The 21,802-nt window shown below is 58.9% G+C and carries 12 protein-coding genes; 4 read left to right on the top strand and 8 right to left on the bottom strand.

The annotated features are described in order from the left end of the window. Positions 1 to 3 precede the first annotated feature (3 nt). From WM95_RS19145 to WM95_RS19135, 3 genes are all read right to left on the bottom strand, one after another. Complete coding sequence (locus WM95_RS19145; protein ID WP_023308901.1) at positions 4 to 2,202, bottom strand: type I secretion system permease/ATPase; 2,199 nt, start codon at positions 2,200 to 2,202, stop codon at positions 4 to 6. After that, complete coding sequence (locus WM95_RS19140) at positions 2,199 to 3,602, bottom strand: TolC family outer membrane protein (RefSeq protein ID WP_059445672.1); 1,404 nt, start codon at positions 3,600 to 3,602, stop codon at positions 2,199 to 2,201. The genes WM95_RS19145 and WM95_RS19140 overlap by 4 nt, the downstream gene beginning before the upstream one ends. Before the next feature lie 81 nt (positions 3,603 to 3,683). After that, entirely contained in the window at positions 3,684 to 14,651 is a 10,968-nt protein-coding gene (locus tag WM95_RS19135; RefSeq protein WP_063408810.1) for a BapA/Bap/LapF family large adhesin, read from the bottom strand. Between the two features lie 760 nt (positions 14,652 to 15,411). Between WM95_RS19135 and WM95_RS19130 the strand changes: the two genes are divergently transcribed. From WM95_RS19130 to WM95_RS19120, 3 genes are read left to right on the top strand one after another with little or no spacing between them, the layout of a single operon-like run. Further along, complete coding sequence (locus WM95_RS19130) at positions 15,412 to 15,939, top strand: tetratricopeptide repeat protein (RefSeq protein WP_063408811.1); 528 nt, start codon at positions 15,412 to 15,414, stop codon at positions 15,937 to 15,939. Beyond that, positions 15,920 to 16,477, top strand: coding sequence for an RNA polymerase sigma factor (locus tag WM95_RS19125; protein WP_063408812.1), 558 nt, complete (start codon positions 15,920 to 15,922; stop codon positions 16,475 to 16,477). Before WM95_RS19130 ends, WM95_RS19125 begins: the two co-directional genes overlap by 20 nt. Next, positions 16,474 to 17,265 carry an anti-sigma factor family protein gene (locus WM95_RS19120; protein ID WP_063408813.1) on the top strand — a complete coding sequence of 264 codons (792 nt, stop codon included), beginning with the start codon at positions 16,474 to 16,476 and terminating at the stop codon, positions 17,263 to 17,265. The genes WM95_RS19125 and WM95_RS19120 overlap by 4 nt, the downstream gene beginning before the upstream one ends. Here the strand turns inward: WM95_RS19120 and WM95_RS19115 are convergent. The 3 genes from WM95_RS19115 to WM95_RS19105 all read right to left on the bottom strand — a co-directional run bounded on the left by WM95_RS19115 (position 17,257) and on the right by WM95_RS19105 (position 18,671). Next, on the bottom strand, positions 17,257 to 17,814 hold the full coding sequence (locus WM95_RS19115; RefSeq protein ID WP_063408814.1) for a YceI family protein: 558 nt from the start codon (positions 17,812 to 17,814) through the stop codon (positions 17,257 to 17,259). The two genes, WM95_RS19120 and WM95_RS19115, sit on opposite strands and share 9 nt — an antisense overlap. A 68-nt stretch (positions 17,815 to 17,882) precedes the next feature. Beyond that, complete coding sequence (locus WM95_RS19110) at positions 17,883 to 18,227, bottom strand: cupin domain-containing protein (protein ID WP_063408815.1); 345 nt, start codon at positions 18,225 to 18,227, stop codon at positions 17,883 to 17,885. Positions 18,228 to 18,314: 87 nt separating this feature from the next. Continuing rightward, on the bottom strand, positions 18,315 to 18,671 hold the full coding sequence (locus WM95_RS19105; protein WP_023333137.1) for a hypothetical protein: 357 nt from the start codon (positions 18,669 to 18,671) through the stop codon (positions 18,315 to 18,317). Between the two features lie 797 nt (positions 18,672 to 19,468). Between WM95_RS19105 and WM95_RS19100 the strand changes: the two genes are divergently transcribed. After that, positions 19,469 to 19,711, top strand: coding sequence for a DUF1272 domain-containing protein (locus WM95_RS19100; RefSeq protein ID WP_074166119.1), 243 nt, complete (start codon positions 19,469 to 19,471; stop codon positions 19,709 to 19,711). A 112-nt stretch (positions 19,712 to 19,823) separates the two neighbouring features. On the opposite strand, the gene WM95_RS19095 is transcribed toward WM95_RS19100, so the two are convergent. After that, positions 19,824 to 21,131: a type II toxin-antitoxin system HipA family toxin gene (locus tag WM95_RS19095; RefSeq protein ID WP_063408816.1), complete on the bottom strand. Its 1,308-nt coding sequence runs from the start codon at positions 21,129 to 21,131 to the stop codon at positions 19,824 to 19,826. Next, on the bottom strand, positions 21,131 to 21,499 hold the full coding sequence (locus WM95_RS19090; protein WP_063408834.1) for a helix-turn-helix domain-containing protein: 369 nt from the start codon (positions 21,497 to 21,499) through the stop codon (positions 21,131 to 21,133). Before WM95_RS19090 ends, WM95_RS19095 begins: the two co-directional genes overlap by 1 nt. Positions 21,500 to 21,802 lie beyond the last annotated feature (303 nt).

Below are 21,802 nucleotides of genomic sequence, written 5' to 3'. Positions count from 1 at the left end.
ACGTCACGCTGACTGATTTTCATTTTTCCACTCCCGTCCGGTTGCTGCCTGCTGCTGTTGCTGCTGCATACGGCTGTTGTTCAGCGCCTGTGCCTTTGGCGCGTCCATCACCAGCATTCCCTCTTTCAACACCACGACGCGCTCCACCAGTTCCAGCACCGGTACGCGATGCGTGGCGACAATCAGGGTGCGATGCCCGAGCCAGTCGCCCAGACGCTGGATGAATTCCCGCTCGGTGTGCTCGTCCAGCGACGCGGTGGGTTCATCCATCAGCACAATATTCGGATCGCGCAGCAGCATCCGCGCCAGCAGAATCGACTGGCGTTGCCCGCCGGATAACCCCACGCCGTTTTCCATGATCGGGTAGTCCAGCCCCTTGGGCAGCTTCTGCACGAAGCCTGCCGCGCCGGTCAGCTCCAGCGCCTCGAAAATCTCTTCGTCGGTGGCGCGCGGCATGCCGAGGGTGATGTTTTCGCGCAGGGTGCCGTAAAACAGCCGCGCGTTCTGGGTCATAAAGCCGACGTTGCGCCGGACATCGGCGACGTCGAGATGCGGCAGGCTGAAGTTATCAAGCCGCAGCTCGCCGGCCGCCAGATCCATCCCGCCCGCCATGGCCTGCAGCAGGGTCGATTTGCCCGCGCCGTTGCGCCCGAGGATCGCCACTTTTTCTCCCGGCCGGATCTCCAGCCGGTTAATGCGCAGCGCCATGCGCGGATCGTCCGGCTGATAGCGGAACTGCGCCTGCTCGAAGAGGTAGTGTCCGCGCAGCACGTCCTGGCGGATCGGCGTCTCCTCGCGCTGGTTTTCGGTGGGAAGCTGCATGATGCTGTCCAGCCCCTCTTTTGCCGCTTTGACCTGCTGCCAGCGCGCCAGCACGCCGCACAGCGTCGCCATCGGGGCGATCATGCGGGAGGCCAGCATCGACGCGGCAACCACCGAGCCGGTAGTCAGGGTGCCGTCGATCACCATCGGGGCGCCGACCACAATCACCCCGGCGTAGACCAGGCTCTGAATGGTCATCCCCCAGCTGATCAGGTTCTGCGTCAGCTCGCGGGTGCGCAGGCCGGATTCCGCGGTGATCTGGATATAGCTGTTCCACTGTTGCAAAAAGCGGTTTTCCGCCTGCATCAGCTTGATGTCCTCCAGACCTTGCACGCTCTCCACCAGCACCGCGTTGCGCAGGGTCGATTCATGGGCCGACTGCTTCGCCAGCTCCGCCAGCTTCTTCTGCAGCAGCAGGCCGGGCAGGACCATGATCACCGCCGCGACCGGGGCGATCCACGCCAGCTGCGGGGCGATGATCGCCAGCACCACCACGAACAGTAAAAAGAAGGGCAGGTCGACAATGGTCGAGATAGTGGACGAGGTGACCATCTCGCGGATCTGCTCCAGCTCGCGCAGCTGAGAGATAAAGCTGCCGGTGGAGCGGGGGATCGCGCTGTTGCGCAGCCGCAGCGCGTGGCCGAAGACGCGATCTGAAACGCGCATGTCCGAGCGCTTGCCGAGCAGATCCATAATGTGCCCGCGCGCCACGCGCAGCACAAAGCCAAACAGGGTGGCAATCAGCACCCCGATGGTCAGGACGTAAAGCGTCGGATAGGACTGGGCGGGGATCACCCGGTCATAGACCTGCATGGAAAAGACAATCCCGGAGAGCGACAGCACGTTGATAAAGAGGGCGGCCAGCATGACCCAGCTGTAGGGGCGCAGGTCGCGCATCACCAGCCGGTAGAGCCAGTCCGGACGGTATTTTGAGATGTAGGCGTCCACGCGGCTGTCCTTCAGCGCGGCGAGGGGACGCAGGGCAATAACGTGGCGGATAGCGGGCAGCATCGCCGTCATCGACAGCCGGTTGGTATAGGTCTCATTGTCGAAAAAGCTGACCTCCAGCGTATCCTCCCCGTCGAAATGCTCGATCACGCCGATCCTGCCGTCGTTCATCGCCACCACTACTGGCAGACGCCAGCTGTTGATCGCCTGCCGATCGTCGGTAAGGAGCTGAAACGACAGCCCCGCTTCGCGGGCCAGCTGGGTGAGGGCGGGCACCATCGGTTTGCCTTTTAGCCACGGCGCGCCCGCGATGAGCGAGCCGGGCGAGCAGGCGACGCGGTAGCGCGTGGCGACAAAACCAAAGGCCTGCGCCCACTGCGCCAGCGCCTCATCCGTCATGTTTTCACCCTGCGGGATTTCGCGCTGCTTCATGGCTGGATCTCCACGGTCTGGATGGTGCGGTTATCAAGATCGAACGCATGACGCAGCTGCCCGGTGTTATACAGGCAGTTGAGCTGCAGCTGGTGCAGCTGACCGAGGGTCTGCTGCTGGGTGAAGCGCGCCTGATAGACCTCCTGCTCGGCGTTGAGCACGTCGAGCAGCGGGCGCGAACCGAGATCGAGATACTGCTGCTGGTACAGTTCGCGGGTGCGGGCGCTGAGGGCTTCCTGGCGGCCCTGAATTTGCAGCGTGCTTTGCAGGCTCATCACCTGGCTGCGGGCTTCCAGCAGCTTCTGGCGGACGTCAAGACGCGTACGCTGAATGGTGGACTGCGCCGCCTCCACCGCGTGTCCGGCAGCGTTACGCCGGGCGGTGAGGCCGCCGCCCTGATAGAGCGGCATCTGCACTTTTACCCAGGCGGAATACTGGGTGCGATCCCGGGTTTCACTCCCCGCGTAGCGATCGTTCATATAGTGACGCACCTCCGGCTCCAGCGAGACGGTGGGCGTCATCTGCGCGTCGGCGTAGTCGAGGTTCGCCTGGGCGACGTTAGCCTGCGCCCAGGCGGCAAGTACCGCGGGCACCAGACGGTCATCCGGCTCGGCGATGTCGCAGCTCCGGCCCAGCTTTTGCGGAAAGTCATTGCTGATTGCGTTCAGGCTGTTCCAGCCGAGAAAGCTCATCAGCGTGGCGCGGGCGCTGTCCAGGCTGGCCTGGTACTGCATCAGCTGGGCGCGCGCGCCTTCAATGCGCGCATCGGTCTGCACCACGTCAGAGAGCGACGTGGCCCCTTCGTCGTTACGCTGGCGGGTCAGCGTGCCAATCGAGGAGAGGGCGTCGAGCTGTTCTTTAGCGGTGTCGACCATCTGCTGTAAGGTTTGCACCTGCACCATGGCGATGGCGGTATCGTGGGCAATAGTGTCGATACTCACCAGCACGTTGGCCTGCTGCTGGGCAACGCCCGCGCTCTCGGCGCGCACCTGGCTGGCCACTTTGCCAAAGTCGTAGAGCATCTGTGAGAGAGAGAGCACCAGCGATGGGGTAAAGCCGTTCTGGTCGCCGTCATGGGAATAGCCGTTGTCCACGCCGGCATTAATCTGCGGATAGTATTTTGATTTAGCGACGTCCACCTCTTCGCTCTGTTCATAGAGTTTTCCCACGGCTTCGCCGATCGCCGGGTGCCAGGTGACGGCGCGGTTAACGGCATCGCCAAGCTGCAATGAACCGGGTGCGGCTTTGCCGGCCGCAGGGGCAACGCGGCCATTGAGCGAGGGGAGTTCCTGCGTTTCGCGAAGCTGCCCGGTGTTGATGATTGCCGCCGGGTTCGCGCAGAGAGCGGGCATAGATATCAGGCAGCACGAGAGCCACCAGTGAGGCATCTTCATTCCCATGTCATGTCCCTATTAAAAAGAGTATGTCTTTATTATTTATGCCCGGGCGCTGTGCGCCCGGGTCATCTCTTGCAGGTGCTATCAGGTAATGATGTGTTGCTGGTTAACAAGCTCGTCGTATGTGGTCTGAACGTTATCAAGCGTAACGAGTGCAGTATTAGTGTAGGTGGACCCTGCACCATCACGGTCGATGGAGATCACAGTGTTGCTACCGCTTTGTGTGACATGGATATAATTCCCCAACGAGGCGGTATTACCATCCCAGCCCACCAGCAGATCGCCGATGTCGATTTTGTCCCCCTGCGCCAGCGAGAACCCGGTCCAGTGATCGCCCGCGGTGCTGCTGACGTTGCCCGCCGTGGCATTTCCCACCGTACTGTTCAGCACCTGATAAATCAGCGTATCGCCGTAGGCCGTACCGGTGATGGCGTCGTTATGCTCCGAGCTGATGAACTGCGGTGCCATATTGATGGTCAGCGTGGCGGTATCCGTGTTGCCGTTGGCATCGGTCAGGGTGTAGTTGAAGGTCTCCTTCGACGTCATGGTTGAGAGCGATACCCCGCTGTTGAGGGTATAGGTGTAATGACCGTCAGCGCCGATCGCCAGGACGCCGTAATGGCCGGTAATGTTCACCGTTGCGCTGCCGGTATATGGATCCAGCGTGGTGGTCACGCCGTTGTACCCGGTCACGCTCAGGCGGGTATCCACCGAGTGGAGCTGATCCAGCACGCCGCCAGAGTCGGTGCCGTCAAAGATATTGCCGTTGACGGTGTGGCTGCCGGTGACGTCAAAATCACTCAGCGAGTAGGTGGTGCCGTTCACGCTTGGGGTGATGGTGATGGTCCCGACACTCAGCCCCGGTACGCTACCGGTAAAGTTCAGCGTATAGGTCCCGGCGTTGAGATCCAGCCCGGTCAGCGGAACGTCGATACTGCCGCCCAGCAGCGAGGCGCCGCTGAAGGAACCGCTGCGGATCACGCCCGATCCGTCGCTGATGGACCAGTTCACCGTCAGTCCGCCCAGCGACAGCAGCGAGGCCACGTTAAAGTGCAGCGACGCGTTGTGCAGCGCGGTGTTCGCGTCGACCACGAAGGTTCCGCTGCCGGAGCCCTGGGTTGACGAGAGCAGCGCCGTCGTCCAGCTGGCGGTGCCCACGGTGGTATCCGAGTAGACCGACGTGTGGTGCACCGAGGTGAGGTCCATCGTGGCGCTGACATCGTTCACCGCATCCATCGCCTGGGCTGTTGGGGTGATGTTGAGCGATGCCGTATCCTTCGAGCCGTCAGGCGCGGTAACGGTGTAGACGAAGGTGTCAGGCGTGCTGATATGGTCCGCCCCCACGCCGCTTCTCAGGGTGTAGGTGTACTGGCCGGACGAATTGATGGTCAGCGTGCCGTATTCCCCCTGAATATCGGTTGTTCCACTGCTGTTGACCGCCACGCCGTTCACTTCGGTGACCACCGTGCCCGCCGGAACAGGGTCATTCGCCAGCACGTCGCCCGTGGTGGTTTCGCTGATGCTCGCCACGCTGTAGACATGATCCTGCAGAACGCTCAGCGTGTAGCCCGTCAGGACGGCGATCCCCGATGCGGTATTGAGTAAGAACAGGTACTCCCCGGCCGGCAGATTCAGCGTCAGCTGAGATGAGGAGCCCCCCAGCACCGGGGCGCGCAGCCAGCCCGACTCGACGCGAACCTGCTCGAAGGTCTGGGTGGCGTTGTTGAACTTATAGACGTACAGATCGAATACCGACGCCAGCGCCACGCCGCCCACGGAGGCCTGGATGGTCATGGTGCGGGTCGTGCCTTCCTCGACGTTGTAGATAATCGGGTTGGTCATGTCGTCCAGCAGGTTAAGCCCCAGCGTGCTGCCGAGATTAATGCCCACCAGGGTAAAACCGTTCTGAGACGAGGCGCCGTTATTAATCTCGCTCACGGTGGTGTCAAAGGTCAGCGAGGCCGTGTCGTCCACCGCCACAATGCCGTTGATTACCGTACCGGCACCCAGAGACAGCACCAGGTTTGCTGACGCGCTGACGCCGTTATGGGTAATGGTGTAGGTGAAGCTCTCCGTCCGGCCAATGACCGCGGCGCTGGTGTCGGTCAGGCTGTAGGTGTAGCTGCCGTCGCGGTTAATGGTCAGCGTACCGTACTGGCCCTGGATCACCGTGCCGTCGGCGTTCACGCTGGTGGTGACGCCCTGGGTGTTAGTGACCGCGGAGATAGTGGTTCCGGCTGGCGCGTTGTCGCTGCCGGCGGTCGGGTCCGTATCGAGGATCACGTTGCCGTTGAGGCTGGTTTCACCCGTGACCGTACCCGGACCGGTCTCTTTCACCGCCACGTCGAGGCTGGTGTAGGAGCCGGTTGCCAGCAGGTTGGTGTTGTAGCTGAGCACGCGATAGTCGCCGTCAGCCAGCCCGGTCAGGTTCAGCGAGACGCCGGTTGCGCCGAGGGTCAGGAGATCGGCAAACTGCGGTTGGCCGGTGTCCACCACGGTGGTCCAGGCGCCGTTGACGTAATGCTGAACCACCAGCTCAAGGGTGTTGAGCAGAGAGAGCACCGCTCCCGTGGCGTTGGCGTTCACCACGATATCCGCGCTGCCGCCGCTGCCCACCGTGAAGTTGACCTGGGCCGTATCATTGCCCAGCAGCGTCAGGACGTTGCCGACGGCGCCGACCAGCAGGAAGCCGTAATCGCTGTACTGGCTGTTGGTCACGGTTGCAGTGGTGCTGAGGTTCAGCTCTTCGACGTTATTGCTGGCGGAGAGCGGCACTACCGGCGCAAGGGCGGAGCCCGGCAGCGAGGTGTTGCCCGCGGCATCGGTGGCGGTGATCTGCAGCGTCTGGCCTTCGGTCTGTTTGTTAATGAAAGTGTAGGTGTAGGTGCCGTTGCTGTCCGCAATGGCGGTCACCGTCGAGCCGTCCGCAAGGCGGATCGCGACGGTGCTGCCTGCTTCCGCAGTTCCGGTCAGGACGCTACCGTCGGCGTTGAAGGTTCCGGTTGGCGCCGTTGGGGCGGTCGTATCGACGATAATCGTCGTCACGGCTGACGCCACGCTGGTGTTGCCCGCCGCATCGGTGGCCGTGGCGGTGAAGTTATGCGTTCCTTGCGTCAGCGTGGTGGTTTGCGGCAGGGTCCAGTTTCCGCTGCCGTCGGCGGTCACCGTGCCCACCAGCGTGATGCCATCGTAGATCCGCACCGTGGCATTCGCTTCGGCGGTTCCGCTCAGCGTTGGGCGCGTGTCGTTGGTCGGATTTGTTCCGGTCACCGGCCCGGTGACGCTGCCGACATCATCAATGACCGAGCTGATGACCGGTGCGCCCGGCGCGAGGGTATCGACGTTAATTACATACCCGGCGGTAGGCGCGCTCGCGTTGCCCACCGCATCGGTGGCGGTAAAGGTTAAATTGTGCGGACCGTTGCTAAGCGCCGGGGATGGCGTAAAGCTCCACGCCCCGCCGGTCGCCGTCACGCTGCCGATTTGTACGCCGTTATCGAAGATTTTCACCGTTGACCCGGCTTCCGCCGTGCCGCTAAGGGTTGGCTGCGCGTCGTTGGTGAACCCGCCGTTCGCCACCGGCGTCGCCGCATTGCCCACGTCATCCAGAATGCTGGTCAGCACCGGTAGCGCAGGCGGCGCGGTGTCGACGGTGAGGCTGAAGCTGGTGGAGGATACGCTGGTGTTGCCAGCCGCATCCGTTGCCTGCGCGGTGAAGCTGTGCGCGCCCGCTGTCAGCGTGGTGTTGAGCAAGATACTCCAGCTTCCGTTGCCATCCGCGGTGCCTGTTCCGACAAGGGTTGTTCCCTCATAGATGTTCACGGTGGCAAACGGTTCGCTGGTCCCGACAAGGCGCGGAACGGTATCGTCGGTTGTTTGCCCGGACGTGAGCGGGCCGGTGATGCTGCCCACGTCGTCTATCGCCTGGCTGATAACCGGCGCGTTCGGTGCCGAGGTATCAACAATCAGGGTAAAGCCCGGCGAGGTCGGGCTGACGTTGCCCGCTGCATCGGTGACCGTGGCGGTCCAGGTATGGCTGCCGCTGGCCAGCGGCGTTGACGGCGTAAAGCTCCATGCGCCGGTACCGTCCGCCTGAACGGTGCCGACCGGCTGGCCGTTCTCATACACGGTGACCGTGGCGTTCGCGGTAGCGGTGCCGTTCAGCGTCGGCGTGGTGTCGTCGGTGCTCTGCCCGGAAGAGAGCGGGGCTTGAATGCTGCCCACATTGTCACCCGCGGTCGAAATGACCGGCGCCGACGGTACGCCCGTATCCACCGTCAGGTTAAACGGTGCCGTTGCTGTGCCCACGTTGCCCGCCGCGTCGGTAGCGTTGAAGGTAATGGCATGCGGTCCGTCGGGCAGATCGGTACCCGGCGTGAAGGTCCAGCTGCCCTGGGCATTGACCACGGCGGTGCCAATTTCGTTGCCATCAACAATCACGTGCACCGTAGAACCCACGTCGCCCGTACCGTTGAAGGTCGGACGCGCGTCGTTAGTGCTGTTACCCGACGTGAGCGTCCCGGTGACCGGGCCGACATCGTCAATCACGCTGGTCACCACCGGCACGCCTGGGCCTGCGGTATCGACGGTGAAGGCGAAGACCGACGAGTTCGCCGAGGCGTTGCCCGCGGCATCCGTTGCGTACGCGCGCAGGGAGTAGCTGCCGTCGTCCAGCGGCGTGGTCGGGGTGAAGGACCAGTTGCCGGTTCCGTCGACAATCGCCGTACCCAACTGCGTACCGTTATTCATGATGTAGATGGTGCTGCCTGCCTGTCCGGTGCCGCTAATCGTCGGGGTGTTGTCGTTGGTCGCCTGCCCGCTGGTCAGGTTACCCGTGACGCCGCCAGGGACGTTATCACTCACCGTATCCAGCGTTGGAACCGTCGGCGCCGTCAGGTCAACCACCACGCTCCATGGGGCTGAGATTGCGCTGACGTTGCCCAGCGGGTCGGTCGCCCGAACGGTGAAGCTGTGCGAGCCTTCGACAAGCGCGGTCTCTGGCGTAAAGCTCCACGCGCCGGTGCCATCAGCCGTAACCACGGCAATCTGGGTGCCGCCGTCGAAAATGGTAACCACGCTGTTTGCATCCGCTGTCCCCGAAAGGGTTGGCGTGGCGTCGTTCGTTTCGCTGCCGCTAACTACCGTGGTGGCGGCGTTACCGACGTTATCCGTGACGTTGGTGATAACCGGCGTGGCGGAAACGGAGTCCACCACGACGGTGAAGCCCGCCGAAGGACCGCTCTGATTCCCCGCCGGATCGGTCTCGCGGATGGTCAGAACATTACTGCCTTCTGGCAGGGCGGGCGTGGTGTAGCTCCAGGTGCCGGTATTACCAACCACCACGCTGTCCAGCAGCACGCCGTTGTTGTAGATGGAGATGGTATCACCCACCGCCCCGGTGCCGGTGAGGGTCGGCTGGCTGTCGTTGGTGGTCTGGCCGCTGGTCAGCGGGCCGGTGCCCGGACCGACGTCGTCAATCACCGCGCCGATAGCTCGCGTGCCCGGTGCGGTCAGATCGACGGTTACGCTGGCCGCCGGAGAGCGGCCGCTGGTGGCACCGTTGAGGGTCGCGGTTACCTCAAAGGTGTGCAGCCCCTCGCCAAGCGCGGCTGGCGTATAGCTCCAGTTGCCGCTGCCGTCAGCGGTCACCGTTGTTAATGGCGTCGTGCTACCGTCCTGATAGATAGTAATCACGCTGCCCGCTTCGGCCGTACCGGTAAGCGTTGGCGTGGTGTCGTTGGTGGTTTTGCCTTTCACATCGCCGGTGACCGGGTCCACGTCATCGACAATAGCCGTGATGACGGGCACCTGTGGCAGGTCGAGCGGTGAATCGGTAACGATAAAGGATGCGCCAGGGCTGGCATTTCCTGCGGCATCGGTGGCGGTCACGGTCAGCGTGGTCGGATCCAGCTGCGCCGGACTCAGCGCAATCGAGAAGCTGCCGTCGCTGGCGGCAACGCCGCTACCAATGACGGTCCCACCGCTGTCTTTCACGGTAATGGTACTTCCTGCCTCGGCGTTACCGGTCAGCGGCGTTCCTTCCTGAGCCAGTGCCATGTTGATCGGGTCGGCAGGCGCGGCGGTATCCACCGTCACGCTCAGCGGTGCTGAATCACCGGAGGAGTTACCCGCTGGATCGCTGGAAGAGACTGTGAACGTATGAGGACCATCCGGCAGCGTCGTGTCGGCAGTCCAGCTCCAGGTGCCGCCCGGCTGGACCGTCACCAGCACTGTAGATGGCGTGCCGTCTACGGAAACGATAACGGTGGTGCCGGGTTCACCGGTCCCGGTAAGGGTTGGCGTGCCGTCCTTCGTGTAGAGCACGTTATTAGACAGCTGGCTGTCAGCTACAGTACTAATGACGGGGATCTCTGGCGCAACGGTATCGAGGGTGACGGTAAAGACCGAACTCGGCGCGCTAAGGTTGCCAGCCGCATCCACACCCGCAACGGTGATATTCAGCGGACCGTCCGTTTGCGTTGGAAGCGTCAGGCTCCATTCCCCGTTAGCCACCACGACACGGCCCACTTCGACGCCGTTGTTGTAGACGATCACCGTCTCACCGTTGACGCCGGTTCCGCCCACTGTCGGTGTGGTATCCGTGATGTAGCCACCGTTAGGCTCACCGCCCACTGCACTAATCACCGGCGTATCCGGCGCCAGGGTGTCCACGATGATCGTAATCGCTGTAGACGGGTCAGAGACGTTGCCCGCCTCATCGGTGGCGGTGGCGGTATAGACGTGGCTGCCCTCCCCAATATTACTGTCAGGACGCCAGCTCCAGTTGCCGCTGCTGTCTACCGTGACGGTGCCCACGACGGTCGGTGTGCCGTTAACGGTATCAGTGATGTTGATGACGTCGTTCGGCGTGCCGGTGCCGCTCAGGACCGGGCGCGGATCGTTGGTGGTTCCGCCATCGGGAACGGGGCCGGTGATCTGTGTAACGCTGTCGGTGACGGTCGGTGCCGCAGGCGTAGCCGGCGCTTCGGTATCAATGGTGATGGTGACCGGCTGCGACGGGGCGCTTTCGTTGCCCGTGCCGTCCACGTTGGTAACGGTCAGGGTAATGTCATAGGTGCCGCCAGGCAGCGGGGTTGATGGCGTCCATGTCCAGTTGCCGGTGTTGTCCACGACGGCGTCGCCGATTTTGACGCCGTTGTTGTAGATCGTCACGGTATCGCCCGCCGTGCCGGTGCCGCTCAGGGTCGGCGTGGTGTCGCGGGTGGTTTCTCCCGGGTTCAGCGGCGTTTCTGTGCCGTCAGGATTGACGGTGATTGCCGGGATATCCGGCGTGGCAGGCGCGACGGTATCTACCGTCAACACAAACGGGCTGGAGACAGTGGTATTACCGGCGGCATCCGTGGCGTGAACCGTCAGCGAATGCGGGCCGTCGGTGAGCGGGGTAACGGGCGTAAAGCTCCAGCCTCCGCTGCCGTCAAGGGTGGCGGTGCCGAGCAGGGTGGCACCGTCATAGACGGTGATTACCGCATCAGCCGGGGCGGTGCCCTGCAGCAGCGGCGTGGTGTCATCCGTGGTGTCGCCGCTGGTAAGCGGCCCGTTAACGCCGCCGACGTCATCGGTTACGGTGGCGATGGTGGCCGCCGCTGGCGGCGTGGTATCGACGGTCAGGGTAAAGCCGCCTGACGGCTGGCTGGTATTACCCGCTCCATCGGTGGTGACAGCGGTAAAGGTATAGGTGCCGTTAACAAGCGGTGTGGTTGGGGTATAGGTCCACGTGCCGCTGCTGTCGATCACAATTGTAGTGAGATCGACGCCGTCCTGGCGGATGGTGACGGTTGAGCCCGGCTCCGCGGTGCCGTTGAGCGTCGGCGTGGTGTCATTGGTACTGTCGCCAGAGTTGAGCGCGCCGAGGCGCTCTGGCACATCGTCCAGCACCTGGGTAATGACCGGGGCGGCAGGCGCGACGCTGTCAATCGTCAGAGTCCAGGTGTTAGAGACGGGGCTGGTGTTGCCCGCCGCGTCAGTTGCGACGGCGGTCAGGGTATGTGGACCTTCAGCGATCGGGGTGTCTGGGGTAAAGATCCACACGCCAAGGCCATTGGCGACGGTCGTACCAATAGCAACACCGTCCACGCGGAGGGTGACCGTCGCGTTTGGTTCGGCGGTACCGCTGAGCGTCGGGGTGGCATCGTTGGTGGTCTCATTAATATCGAGCGAGCCGGTACGCCCGGGAACATCGTCCACGACTTGTGAAATCACCGGGGCGCCAGGTGCCGTCCCGTCGACGTTAATTGTCCACGAGTCTGATAACCCGCTCGGGTTACCGGCGGGATCCGTCGCCGTTGCCGTCAGCACGTACGTGCCATCGGTCAGCGGTGAGGGCGGCGTAAAGCTCCACTGGCCGGAGGAGGAAACAACCACCGTACCGAGGACATCGCTGCCGTTATAAATCGTGATGGTCGAGCCCGCTTCGCCCGTTCCGTTCACGGTCGGGGCCCGGTCGTTGGTGAGGCCGTTCTGGGCCACGGAACCGGTGGTGGCCTGCACGTCATCAATCACCGACACGATAACTGGCGTCTGCGGTGGGGTAATATCCGGTGCCGCCGCGGAGGTGGTTGGACTGGTGTTGCCGGCCGTGTCGGTAGCGTCAGCGGTCAGGATTTCACTGTTAATTTTTGGTGGGGTCAGCGTCAGGCTGAAGTTACCCTGGCTGTCGGCAACAGCTGTGCCAAGGATGACGTTGCCTTCACGAATGGTCACCGTGCTGCCAGCTTCTGCGATGCCGCTGATGGTACCGCCATCATTCGACACCACGAGATTACCCGGAGCAAGCGGTGGCGTGGTGTCCACTACCAGTACGAACGGGCTGGAGATACTGGTATTGCCTGCGGCATCCGTGGCGTGAACCGTCAGCGAATGCAGGCCGTCGGTGAGTGGAGTCGTTGGCGTAAAGTTCCAGCCGCCGCTGCCGTCAAGGGTGGCGGTGCCGAGCAGGGTTGCGCCGTCATAGACGGTGATTACCGCATCAGCCGGGGCGGTGCCCTGCAGCAGCGGTTTGGTGTCATCCGTGGTATCGCCGCTGCTAAGCGGACCCTGAACGCCGCCGGCATCATCGGTCACGGTAGCGATAGTCGCTGCCGGTGGCGGAGTAATATCGACGGTCAAGGTGAAGCCCTCCGACGGAAGGCTGGTGTTACCCGCCGTATCGGTAGCAACGGCGGTAAAAGTGTGAGTGCCCTCGACAAGCGGCGTGGTGGGCGTATAAGACCACTGACCGTTGCTGTCGGTTAGCACTGTGCCAATATCAGTTCCGTCCAGACGGATAGTAACGGTTGAACCCGGTTCAGCTGTGCCGGTGAGCGTCGGCGTCGTGTCGTTAGTGAGGCCATTCTGGTCCACGGGGCCGGTGGTGGCCTGCACGTCATCAATCACCGACACGATAATTGGCATCTGCGGCGAGGTAATATCCGGCGACGCCGCGGAGGTTGTTGGTCCCGTGTTGCCCGCCGCGTCTGTGGCGTCAGCGGTCAGGATCTCACCGTTAACTTTTGGCGGGGTCAGCGTCAGGCTGAAGTTACCCTGGCTGTCGGCAACCACCGTGCCAAGGGTGATATCGCCTTCACGGATGGTCACCGTGCTGCCAGCTTCCGCGATGCCGCTGATGGTGCCGCCATCATTCGACACCACGAGATTACCCGGGGCAGACGGCGGCGTGGTGTCCACGGTGAAGATGACAGGCTCTGAGGCCGCGCTCAGGTTTCCGGCGGCATCGGTTTCAGTGACGGTTATGGAGTGTGTCCCGTCCGGGAGCGGACCGTTCGGCGTGACGCTCCAGGTGCCGTTGGGCTGAACCGTTGTGGTGCCAACCACCACGCCGTTATCGTAAATGGTGATGGTTCCGCCGGGCTCGCCGGTTCCCGCCAGGAGCGGCAGTGAAGCATCGGTAAGCGCGCCCGACGTGATGGTTCCCCTGATAACGCCCGTATCGTCGGTCAGCACAATCGCGGTCGGCGCGTCCGGCGGAGTAAGATCCACCGTCAGGGTAAACACCGGTGAGGCAGGCCCGGTGTTGCCGGCGGCGTCGGTTGCCCGCACGGTAATCTGGTGGGTGCTTTCACTCAGGTCAACCGACGGGGTAAAGGTCCAGGTGCCGTTGCTGGCGACGACCGCCGTACCAATAGCGACTCCGCCGTCATAAATCGTCACGGTCGAGCCCGCTTCGCCGGTACCGGTAAGCTGCGGACGCTGATCGTTGGTGCTGCCGCCGCTGCTGACGGCCCCCGTCTGCGGAGCAACATCGTCCGTTACGCTGGTGATTGCTGGCGCATCGGGCGCGGTGGTGTCCGGTGCGTTGAGCGTTGTGCCCGGGCTGGTATTCCCGGCGTTATCCGTCGCGGTGGCAGTCACCTGCTCGCCGTTGGTCAACGGTGTGCCGAGAGAGACGGTAAAGCTGCCGTCGCTGCCCGTTTTTCCTGATCCAATAACATTCCCGTTCGCGTCTTTCAGCGTGATGGTACTGCCGGGTTCGGCGGTACCGGTGACGGTTTTACCGTCTGAAGAGAACTTAAGGCCGGAAGGCGCGTTCGGCGGCGTTGTATCCGGATCGGCAGGATCGACGGGTGTGTTGGGGTTGGGGCTATTATTATTGCCGTCATCTCCACCGCCGCCGCCACCACCGGTGCTTGCCGCCGCCGCGATGCCGCCCGCTGCGACAATGCCGCCCAGAGCCCATGGCCAGATGGCGGCACCACCTGCATCACTCCCGGATGCGGCCAGCAAGGCGTCCGTGGACGCGATGGATTCGTACGTGGCGGCCCCGGTGGGATCTTCAATCCACCATAACGCACCGTCACTCTCCTGGAGCACCAGTTGGCTCACGCCCTGCGCGTCGGTGACATAGAAATTTTTAAGGGTGATGACTTCCCCTGAGTGCAGTGTCACCACCAGATCGTTACCACTTCGCGCGAAGTGGGAGACATCGGCTCGCTCTACATGAAGCTCAACGATAGAGGAATGGCTCAGCGTAACCTGTGTGCCTTCCGTGGTCGTTTCCACGCCAGTAAGTTTCGATATAACAGAGATTTGGCTCATTTAGGCATTACTCCAGCAGATGTATCATGAATGGCGAGCAAGACGAGCCATCTCTGCAGAAGGTAAAGGGCGCCCCCGGCGCAGTCGCTGTTATCAAGCAGCACTGACCGTTGTTTTTAGCGCGCACGATGCCCGCCAGAATTCAGAGTGGCAACATCAGAGCGAATCTAATGACTTATAAAGAGAACAGTTTTTATGGGTGTTTTGTGTCTTATAAAACCCTATTATTAATAGAGGAATTATTTTCAATAATATAAAAATGATATAGACAGAAAACGATGGTTGTGCAAATTAAGCTTTCGTAAATAAGTACCAAAACAATGAAGAGGGCATTAATACATTGGGTTTGTTAATAATTTAACTAGCTTAACTGTTTGTTTTTTATTATTTTAATTTTGTCTTGCGATGTTGCTTTTAAATATGATTTACGCAGTATGATAATTGGTAGGAGACATTTTTAATATACTATAAAACGTTATTGTTTAAGCGCGCTTAATATGCATTTAAGTTAGGGTAACGTTTTTGATATAAGATATATTATATCACCTGTACAAAGAAATATATTCTTATGCGAGGTTAAAATTCTGCTATCACGCGAAAATAATAGCGTTAAGGAAAGGATAAAATAACCTGATTAATTTCCATTGGGGCTACGACATCAGCATGATTTTGTGACAACAAAAAAATTACTAGGAGAATGAATAAAAAGCGTCAGTCGGGCGTTTACTGACGTCACTCCCTTCTTACCCTGGAGCTTTATATGAACACGTCCTCGTTCCGTTTGATCCCGGTGCTGATTTTTTCCCTGCTGTCCCCCCTGGTGCTGGCAATGGGCAATAATAGTACCGAGAGCAAAACGCCCGATTGTCCTTCCGGACAGGTGTATGACAGCGCCACCCAGAAATGCGTGCCGGACAAGAGCAGCAGCCTCAGCGACCAGGACAAAACCAACTATGCGTACCATCTCGCGAAGAAAGGCGAGTACCAGGCGGCGCTCAACCTGCTTGATTCGCTGAAAAATGGCAATACGGCTGAAGCGTGGAACTATCGCGGGTTCGCCACGCGCAAGCTTGGCCGCACGGACGAAGGGATTGGTTACTACCAGCGCGCGCTGGCTATCGCACCGGATTATGCCAAAGCCCGGGAATATCTCGGTGAAGCGTGGATGGTAAAAGGACGTCCTGACCTCGCGAAAGAACAGCTGAAGGTGATTGCCGGTATTTGTGGCCAGTCCTGCGAGGAGTACCGTGACCTGCAGGCCGCCATCAATGGGCATCCGGAATCCTGATTTTCTCGTGGAGGGAAAACACATCGCTACCAGTGAGGTTCGTCAACAGTTAGCCGCACACCTGCCGCGTCTCTGGCGCTATGGGCTGGTGCTGTCGCGAAACAGGGATATCGCCGAAGAGCTGGTTCAGTCCACCTGCGTGCGTGCGCTTGAACGGGGCAGCCAGTATACGCCGGGCACGCGCATCGACAGGTGGCTGTTCGCGATACTGCACTCCATCTGGATCTCTGAGCTTCGGGCCCGACACGTGCGTCAGGGGCAGGGATTTGTGGCCAGCGACGAGCTTCTGGCGCCGGATATCCGCGAACAGGATGAGACGCGCCTGCATTACATGAAGGTGATGCAGCGCGTTAACGCGCTGCCTGAAGCCCAGCGCAACGCGGTATTTTTGGTTTATGTCGAAGGCTTTACCTACCAGGAGGCGGCGGAGACCCTGGCGGTGCCTATCGGTACCGTGATGAGCCGGCTGGCGACGGCGCGGGTTCGGCTTGCCAGGTCCGCTGACGCACTGCCTCCGGTAAAGGAGAAACGCTCTTGAACTCGCACCGTTTTGCACCGCCCTATAACGACGACGCTATCGTGGCATGGATAGATGGCGAGATGTGCCGCGCCGACGCGCAGCAATTTGAAGAACAGTTGAAAAGTGACGAACGACTCTCCGGGCGAACCGCCGAACTGATGAAAAGCAGCCAGGATTTCGCCGGGGCGTTTGCCCCCCTGCTGGATGAGGCACCTCTGGAGACAATGCAGGCGCGTCTGGCGGCCCTTCCCGATCCACAATCCTCCACGCCGGCTGGCGTCAGCAGACGGGCGCTGATCGCCGCGTCGGTCAGCTTTTTGATGGTCGGCTCCGGGCTGGGCTACCTGCTGCGGCCCGCTTCCGCGCCAGCGGATGAGAACGCCCATATTCGCGACCTCGAAGCGCAATATATGTCCCTGTACAGCGTCGAGACGCTGCTGGATATGGACAGCGCAACGCCGGTCCTGCTGCGCGGGCTGGAACGTGCCGCGCAGGATATCGGCATGAAGCTGAATATGTCGCAGCTTGTCCTGCAGGGGGCAGAGCTGAAAATGGTGCGAATGCTGCGCTATGAAACCACCTCGATCGCGCAGATTGCCTGGATCAACGCCGACTACGGCCCGATGGCGCTCTGTATCTCTCCTGTTGATGAAAAGGCGACGGCCTCTCTGCGCCAGGAGCAGCGGCACGGCATGAACCTGGCGTGGTGGCAGGAGGCGGGCTATCAGTTTGTCCTCATTGGCCGCAACCCGCCGTCTCACCTGCGGGGAAACGCGGAGCAGCTACAGCGGCTCATCTCAGGATGACGGCACGTCGTTCGTCTGAATGGCAATGTCGATGGCAATACGATCGTCCACGACTAGCGCAAACTTATCCATTCCGTAGGCCGCGCGCGAGATTGCCGTCGTGGCATCCAGCGTGAGTGCCTGCGCGTGCGGGTCTTTCATGACGGCCTCCAGGATCACCGGGCGGGCAATGTTTCGTACGGTCAACGTGCCGAACACCCTGAATCGCCCGTCGCCCTGGGCGACCACGCGAGAGCTGATGAACTCGATAGTCGGGTAGCGCTCGGATTCAAAAAACATGTCGCTTTTTAGCTGCCAGGTGAGCAGCTTGTTTGAGGCTACGAGAGTCGCTACGGGAATGGTGACGTGAATATGGTCGTCGACGTCATTTTCCGGGTTGAGCGTCACGGCGCCCGTCACGCCGCTGAACGTCGCCCAGGAGAGGATGCCGCCGAAGGCATGCCACGACAGCCGAATGGCGGTGTTATTGGTGTCGATAATGTAGCTCTTCGGGGCAGCCATCGCCCACGGACAAACCAAAACAAGCACTATTACCATGCGTCGCAGCATCTCAGGATCTCTTTTAGGGGGGCAGGGAGTAAACGCGTCACCCCCGGGATCTATTCGGCTTTTATGCGTCAGGCTGTTTTAACGATATCCACCGAGATTTCGACGGCGGTAACCGGGCCCCGGTTTTCCAGCCAATGGACCGTATTATGGTCTTCCGGCCAGCCGACGCCGGGACCGTAATCGGTGGCGATACCGTTACGATGATCGGTGATGGTCCCCTCAAGGATAAAAACAGTACCGGGGCGATCGATATGATCGTGCACCGGACCAAAGACCGCACCGGGGGCGAGCGTCACCCTGCGCATGCGAAGCTGACGCCCGTCCATGCCTGCGATCTCCGGGCCCAGATCGACAATGGAGAGTATTTCAACGGTAACGCCCTGGGTTTCTGGTGCGGTGTCTTTGTGGCTCATGACGGTGCCCTCCTGAGACAAGTTTAGCCTTCAGGGAGCAGGGCGGGAGGGAATAAAAAAGGCCGCGTCTGCGGCCTTTCGAAGGGATTACTCAGTGACTTTCTTTTCCAGCTCGCTGGCACCTTCTTTGGTTTTGTTCCAGCCTTTCTCTGCGCCTTCTTTGGTGGCATCCCACCCTTTCTCGGTGCCTTCTTTGGTTTTATGCCAGGCTTTCTGGGAATCTTCGCTGACCTTGCTGCCCAGGCTCTCGCTTTTGCCTTCCGCAGCATGCTTCTGTTTCAGCTTCAGCTCTTCACCTTTGTTCTGCTCTTCGTGCAGTTTTTGCTTAGCCTCGTTGGCGTTTGCGTTCGCCGCCGCGACGGTATCGTCAGTTGCATGTGTGGTCGCAGCAAATACTGGGGAAGCCAGCAGAACGGCAGATAATGCGATAATTGTTTTTTTCATAATATCCTCATTTAACGTTATCGGTTATGAGCGTGATTCAGCATGGCACAGGCGAAGCGGGATGGCTTTAGGAAAAAACTGTAATGAGATCAATGTGCCCTGATGAGGGATATTTCGCCTGAGGATTATCCAAAGGATAAAACGCCTATTTCCGCGAGGGCGGCGAGGGTCAGGAGAATAAAGATAATGACGGTAATGGGTCTGTACATGGTGGAGTTCCTTCCGGGTTGGGGCGGCTAATCCGTAGCGCTGGGTGGCGTGGGTAATTTTGCACAGGAGAAGGGGGAAGGGGGTTGATGTTTGTCAAAGGGATGGATGGAACTGTAGGAATGGGGCACAAAAAAGCCCGCAGGGCTTGCGCCGTGCGGGCTCTTAGGACTTCATCGGATGACTCTGGTAATCACCGATGGAGAATTTTGGGCTGGCGTCCCTGTAATTGGTGGGGGAGGTGGTTATGTTTGTTGGGGATTTTGATTTTTTGCGGGGAAGGGAAGGCGCAAAAAGAGTGGCGATGATGTTGATGTGGAAGGGGTTTTCGTAATTTATTGATTTTTAATGTGATTGTTGGGGGCGGATTTTGCGTGTTGGTCGAGGCTTTGGTGGACACTATAGGCTTGTCGTTCGTTTCCAGAAGTGAGCGTTTCTGTCGGATAATTCATTCTCTTGAATTTTCCAGACTGTAAACCATGCTCATCTAATACACGTGAAAAACAATAACGTCATCTATCGCCGAAGGAGATACGGGTAGATGGCCTTTGGTATAGCCAATGATGTCCCTTTAACAATAAGAGAGCACCATGCTTGAACTCTGTCCTAATTGCGAATGCTGTGATAAAGATCTGCCGCCTGCATCAAAAGAGGCATGCATCTGTTCATTCGAATACACATTTTGTGTCGATTGCGTGACCCAATGGCTTAACAGCCAGTGTCCGAACTGCGGAGGGGAGCTGGTGCGACGTCCAATACATCCGGAAGCATCCCTCCTGCGACACCCTGCATTAGCAAGCATACTCTCTCTGATGGTTGTTTATTGCAGATGATTGAAAGCCCGGAGGTAACATTTCCGGGCCAAATTAATCGTGGGCTGATTATTGTATCGGTATCGAAAACGTTGCAAAAGGCATGTTAAATTGTGATTTCGTATCGTTAACGTTACCATTGAAGGCGAAGGGTTTTCCAAATTTCATCTCTAAGTGATGCCGGAACACCCTCACTTTCCGCCAGCTCACGCCAGCAGGAAACCGTTTTAATTGTTTCTTTGATAATTTGCTTGGCCTTACTTGGTCGCAGGCTGGTGATGTGAGTTGCCACGCTCAGTAAATCATCTATTGTGAAGTTGTCTCGCTTACCCGCGAGGGTAAGTTGATGTGAGGCCACCCATTCCGAATCTGCTCTGTAACTCCAGGCAATATCGAAGGCCGGAGCAAGCGTCCAACGATAATTATCATTGACCATAAATGACCAGTTTTTTGTGTGATCATCATGGTTTCTTGCGATTACATTGAATACCATCCTGCGATAAATCTGTTCCTGCTCATGGTTCGTTAACCCTATCTCACGAGCAATTCCGAGCATCTCTTCATAGCTGTACTCACCAGCCTTTCTGAAGTTTGCATGAGCCAATCCGCATAAGCTCAGTACATGAAATTTCTTGTTGTTTTCCCGGTCGAATCGCTTCGTCATAAAGTGTGCCCGCTGGGACCCTTCTTCGCGGAGCAATTCACAGTGCGACATGTTGATCCCCACTTGCTTAGCCATCAGATGATAGACATATTCCATCAGGCCGTAACCCTTCGGGTCACCAAAGGTTTGACGTTCAGTTTTGTGTTCTTCGACGCCATCAAACTTAAGGAGAAAATGCTCAAATCCTGTTGGCGCATTAACCTGGCCGGACCGAATTTCCGTTCTATCCTGATTAACTGCGATTACCGCCTTAGCCCTTGCACCACCAGCTGAAGTACCAATCTGCAACAACTTGGAAAGAGAAGATTCTTCATGATCGTTCAGTTCAAGGCCGTTTCGCGTATCTAGGACCTTTTGAGCCATGCTTACCAACTCAGCAATTAACAGAGGCTCGCTATAGGGTGTATCAGGGTTATTGGTGGGCAGGTACTCCAGGGCTCCCATACCGCGGCTCCCGGTATATAGCAAACGGTCTATTGCAAGAAATTGGGACTTGTCACGACCTTCTCGTGCCAGCCAGGCATCAATCAGAGTGTTACCAAAATCATCCGGGAGCGAGTCCGCAAAAACTGCTGGCAAACCGCGATATGTTTCCCATGGCAGTGCAGGGAAGGTAAATATTCCCTTCTCAAGAGGCAGATACCGTGGCGATAGGCTGAAACCAGCAGTCCTCCAGTCTTCCGTGTACTCAAAGGTGGCAATTTTGCTGTCTCCTGTATACGCCAGATATCCGGCAGTAATCCCATCGAACAGCACTTCACATGAATTAGCGATCATTATTTTACCTTATTCCTGAGGGCCAGCATTGCGCCTACTCTGTTCAAAACGGGATTTTCTTTTGAAGCCGAGATGCCGGAAACTCTCCTGCTCTGTTTTTTCTGCGCCCTGAACACATCAGATGGGCGCACTTCCAGAGTTGGTACAAGCAAATCAAGCCCTTCAAGCAGCCGCATTTCGCGCAGAACTGCAATAAATGTTGCCAGACTGCAGGCTCCATTCTTCAACCGTGCGTAGGTTGGCCGACTAATGCCGAGATTTTCAACCAGGGTTTCCTGAGAAATACCCCGAGATTTTCGGTAAGCCTCCAGGCGTTCGAACAGTTCTTTTGCAATGGCTGTGTCTGACATAGCTATTGATATTTTCATATGCATAACCTCGCAACTTATATGTTCCATTATATGCCAAAAAACGTGAATTTGTAATGAATACATTGCATATGTTGGGGGCTGCAGTATAGGCAGTCGTTACGGCTGGCTTTATATGTTCAGGTACCCCGGTAAGCGGACCCGTAAGGAAATATGATGGTTTGCTGATAAAGCAAAAAGGAGAAGATATCGAACGGATCGTGAATTTGTGGATTACGATATATATGCAATATATACGTTACAAAATTGGCTGATAGAGACAATTTAGCATCGTATACGTTACAAAATTCTGGTGTTACTGAA

The organism is Enterobacter cloacae complex sp. ECNIH7 (assembly GCF_002208095.1).
GTDB lineage: Bacteria > Pseudomonadota > Gammaproteobacteria > Enterobacterales > Enterobacteriaceae > Enterobacter > Enterobacter cloacae_M.
This window is presented reverse-complemented; position numbering and strand designations above follow the sequence as displayed.

Coding starts and splice junctions, on each gene's coding strand:
- WM95_RS19145 (WP_023308901.1), bottom strand. CDS start 2,202: ATGAAGCAGCGCGAAATCCCGCAGGGTGAAAACATGACGGATGAGGCG.
- WM95_RS19140 (WP_059445672.1), bottom strand. CDS start 3,602: ATGGGAATGAAGATGCCTCACTGGTGGCTCTCGTGCTGCCTGATATCT.
- WM95_RS19135 (WP_063408810.1), bottom strand. CDS start 14,651: ATGAGCCAAATCTCTGTTATATCGAAACTTACTGGCGTGGAAACGACC.
- WM95_RS19130 (WP_063408811.1), top strand. CDS start 15,412: ATGAACACGTCCTCGTTCCGTTTGATCCCGGTGCTGATTTTTTCCCTG.
- WM95_RS19125 (WP_063408812.1), top strand. CDS start 15,920: ATGGGCATCCGGAATCCTGATTTTCTCGTGGAGGGAAAACACATCGCT.
- WM95_RS19115 (WP_063408814.1), bottom strand. CDS start 17,814: ATGCTGCGACGCATGGTAATAGTGCTTGTTTTGGTTTGTCCGTGGGCG.
- WM95_RS19110 (WP_063408815.1), bottom strand. CDS start 18,227: ATGAGCCACAAAGACACCGCACCAGAAACCCAGGGCGTTACCGTTGAA.
- WM95_RS19105 (WP_023333137.1), bottom strand. CDS start 18,671: ATGAAAAAAACAATTATCGCATTATCTGCCGTTCTGCTGGCTTCCCCA.
- WM95_RS19100 (WP_074166119.1), top strand. CDS start 19,469: ATGCTTGAACTCTGTCCTAATTGCGAATGCTGTGATAAAGATCTGCCG.
- WM95_RS19095 (WP_063408816.1), bottom strand. CDS start 21,131: ATGATCGCTAATTCATGTGAAGTGCTGTTCGATGGGATTACTGCCGGA.
- WM95_RS19090 (WP_063408834.1), bottom strand. CDS start 21,499: ATGAAAATATCAATAGCTATGTCAGACACAGCCATTGCAAAAGAACTG.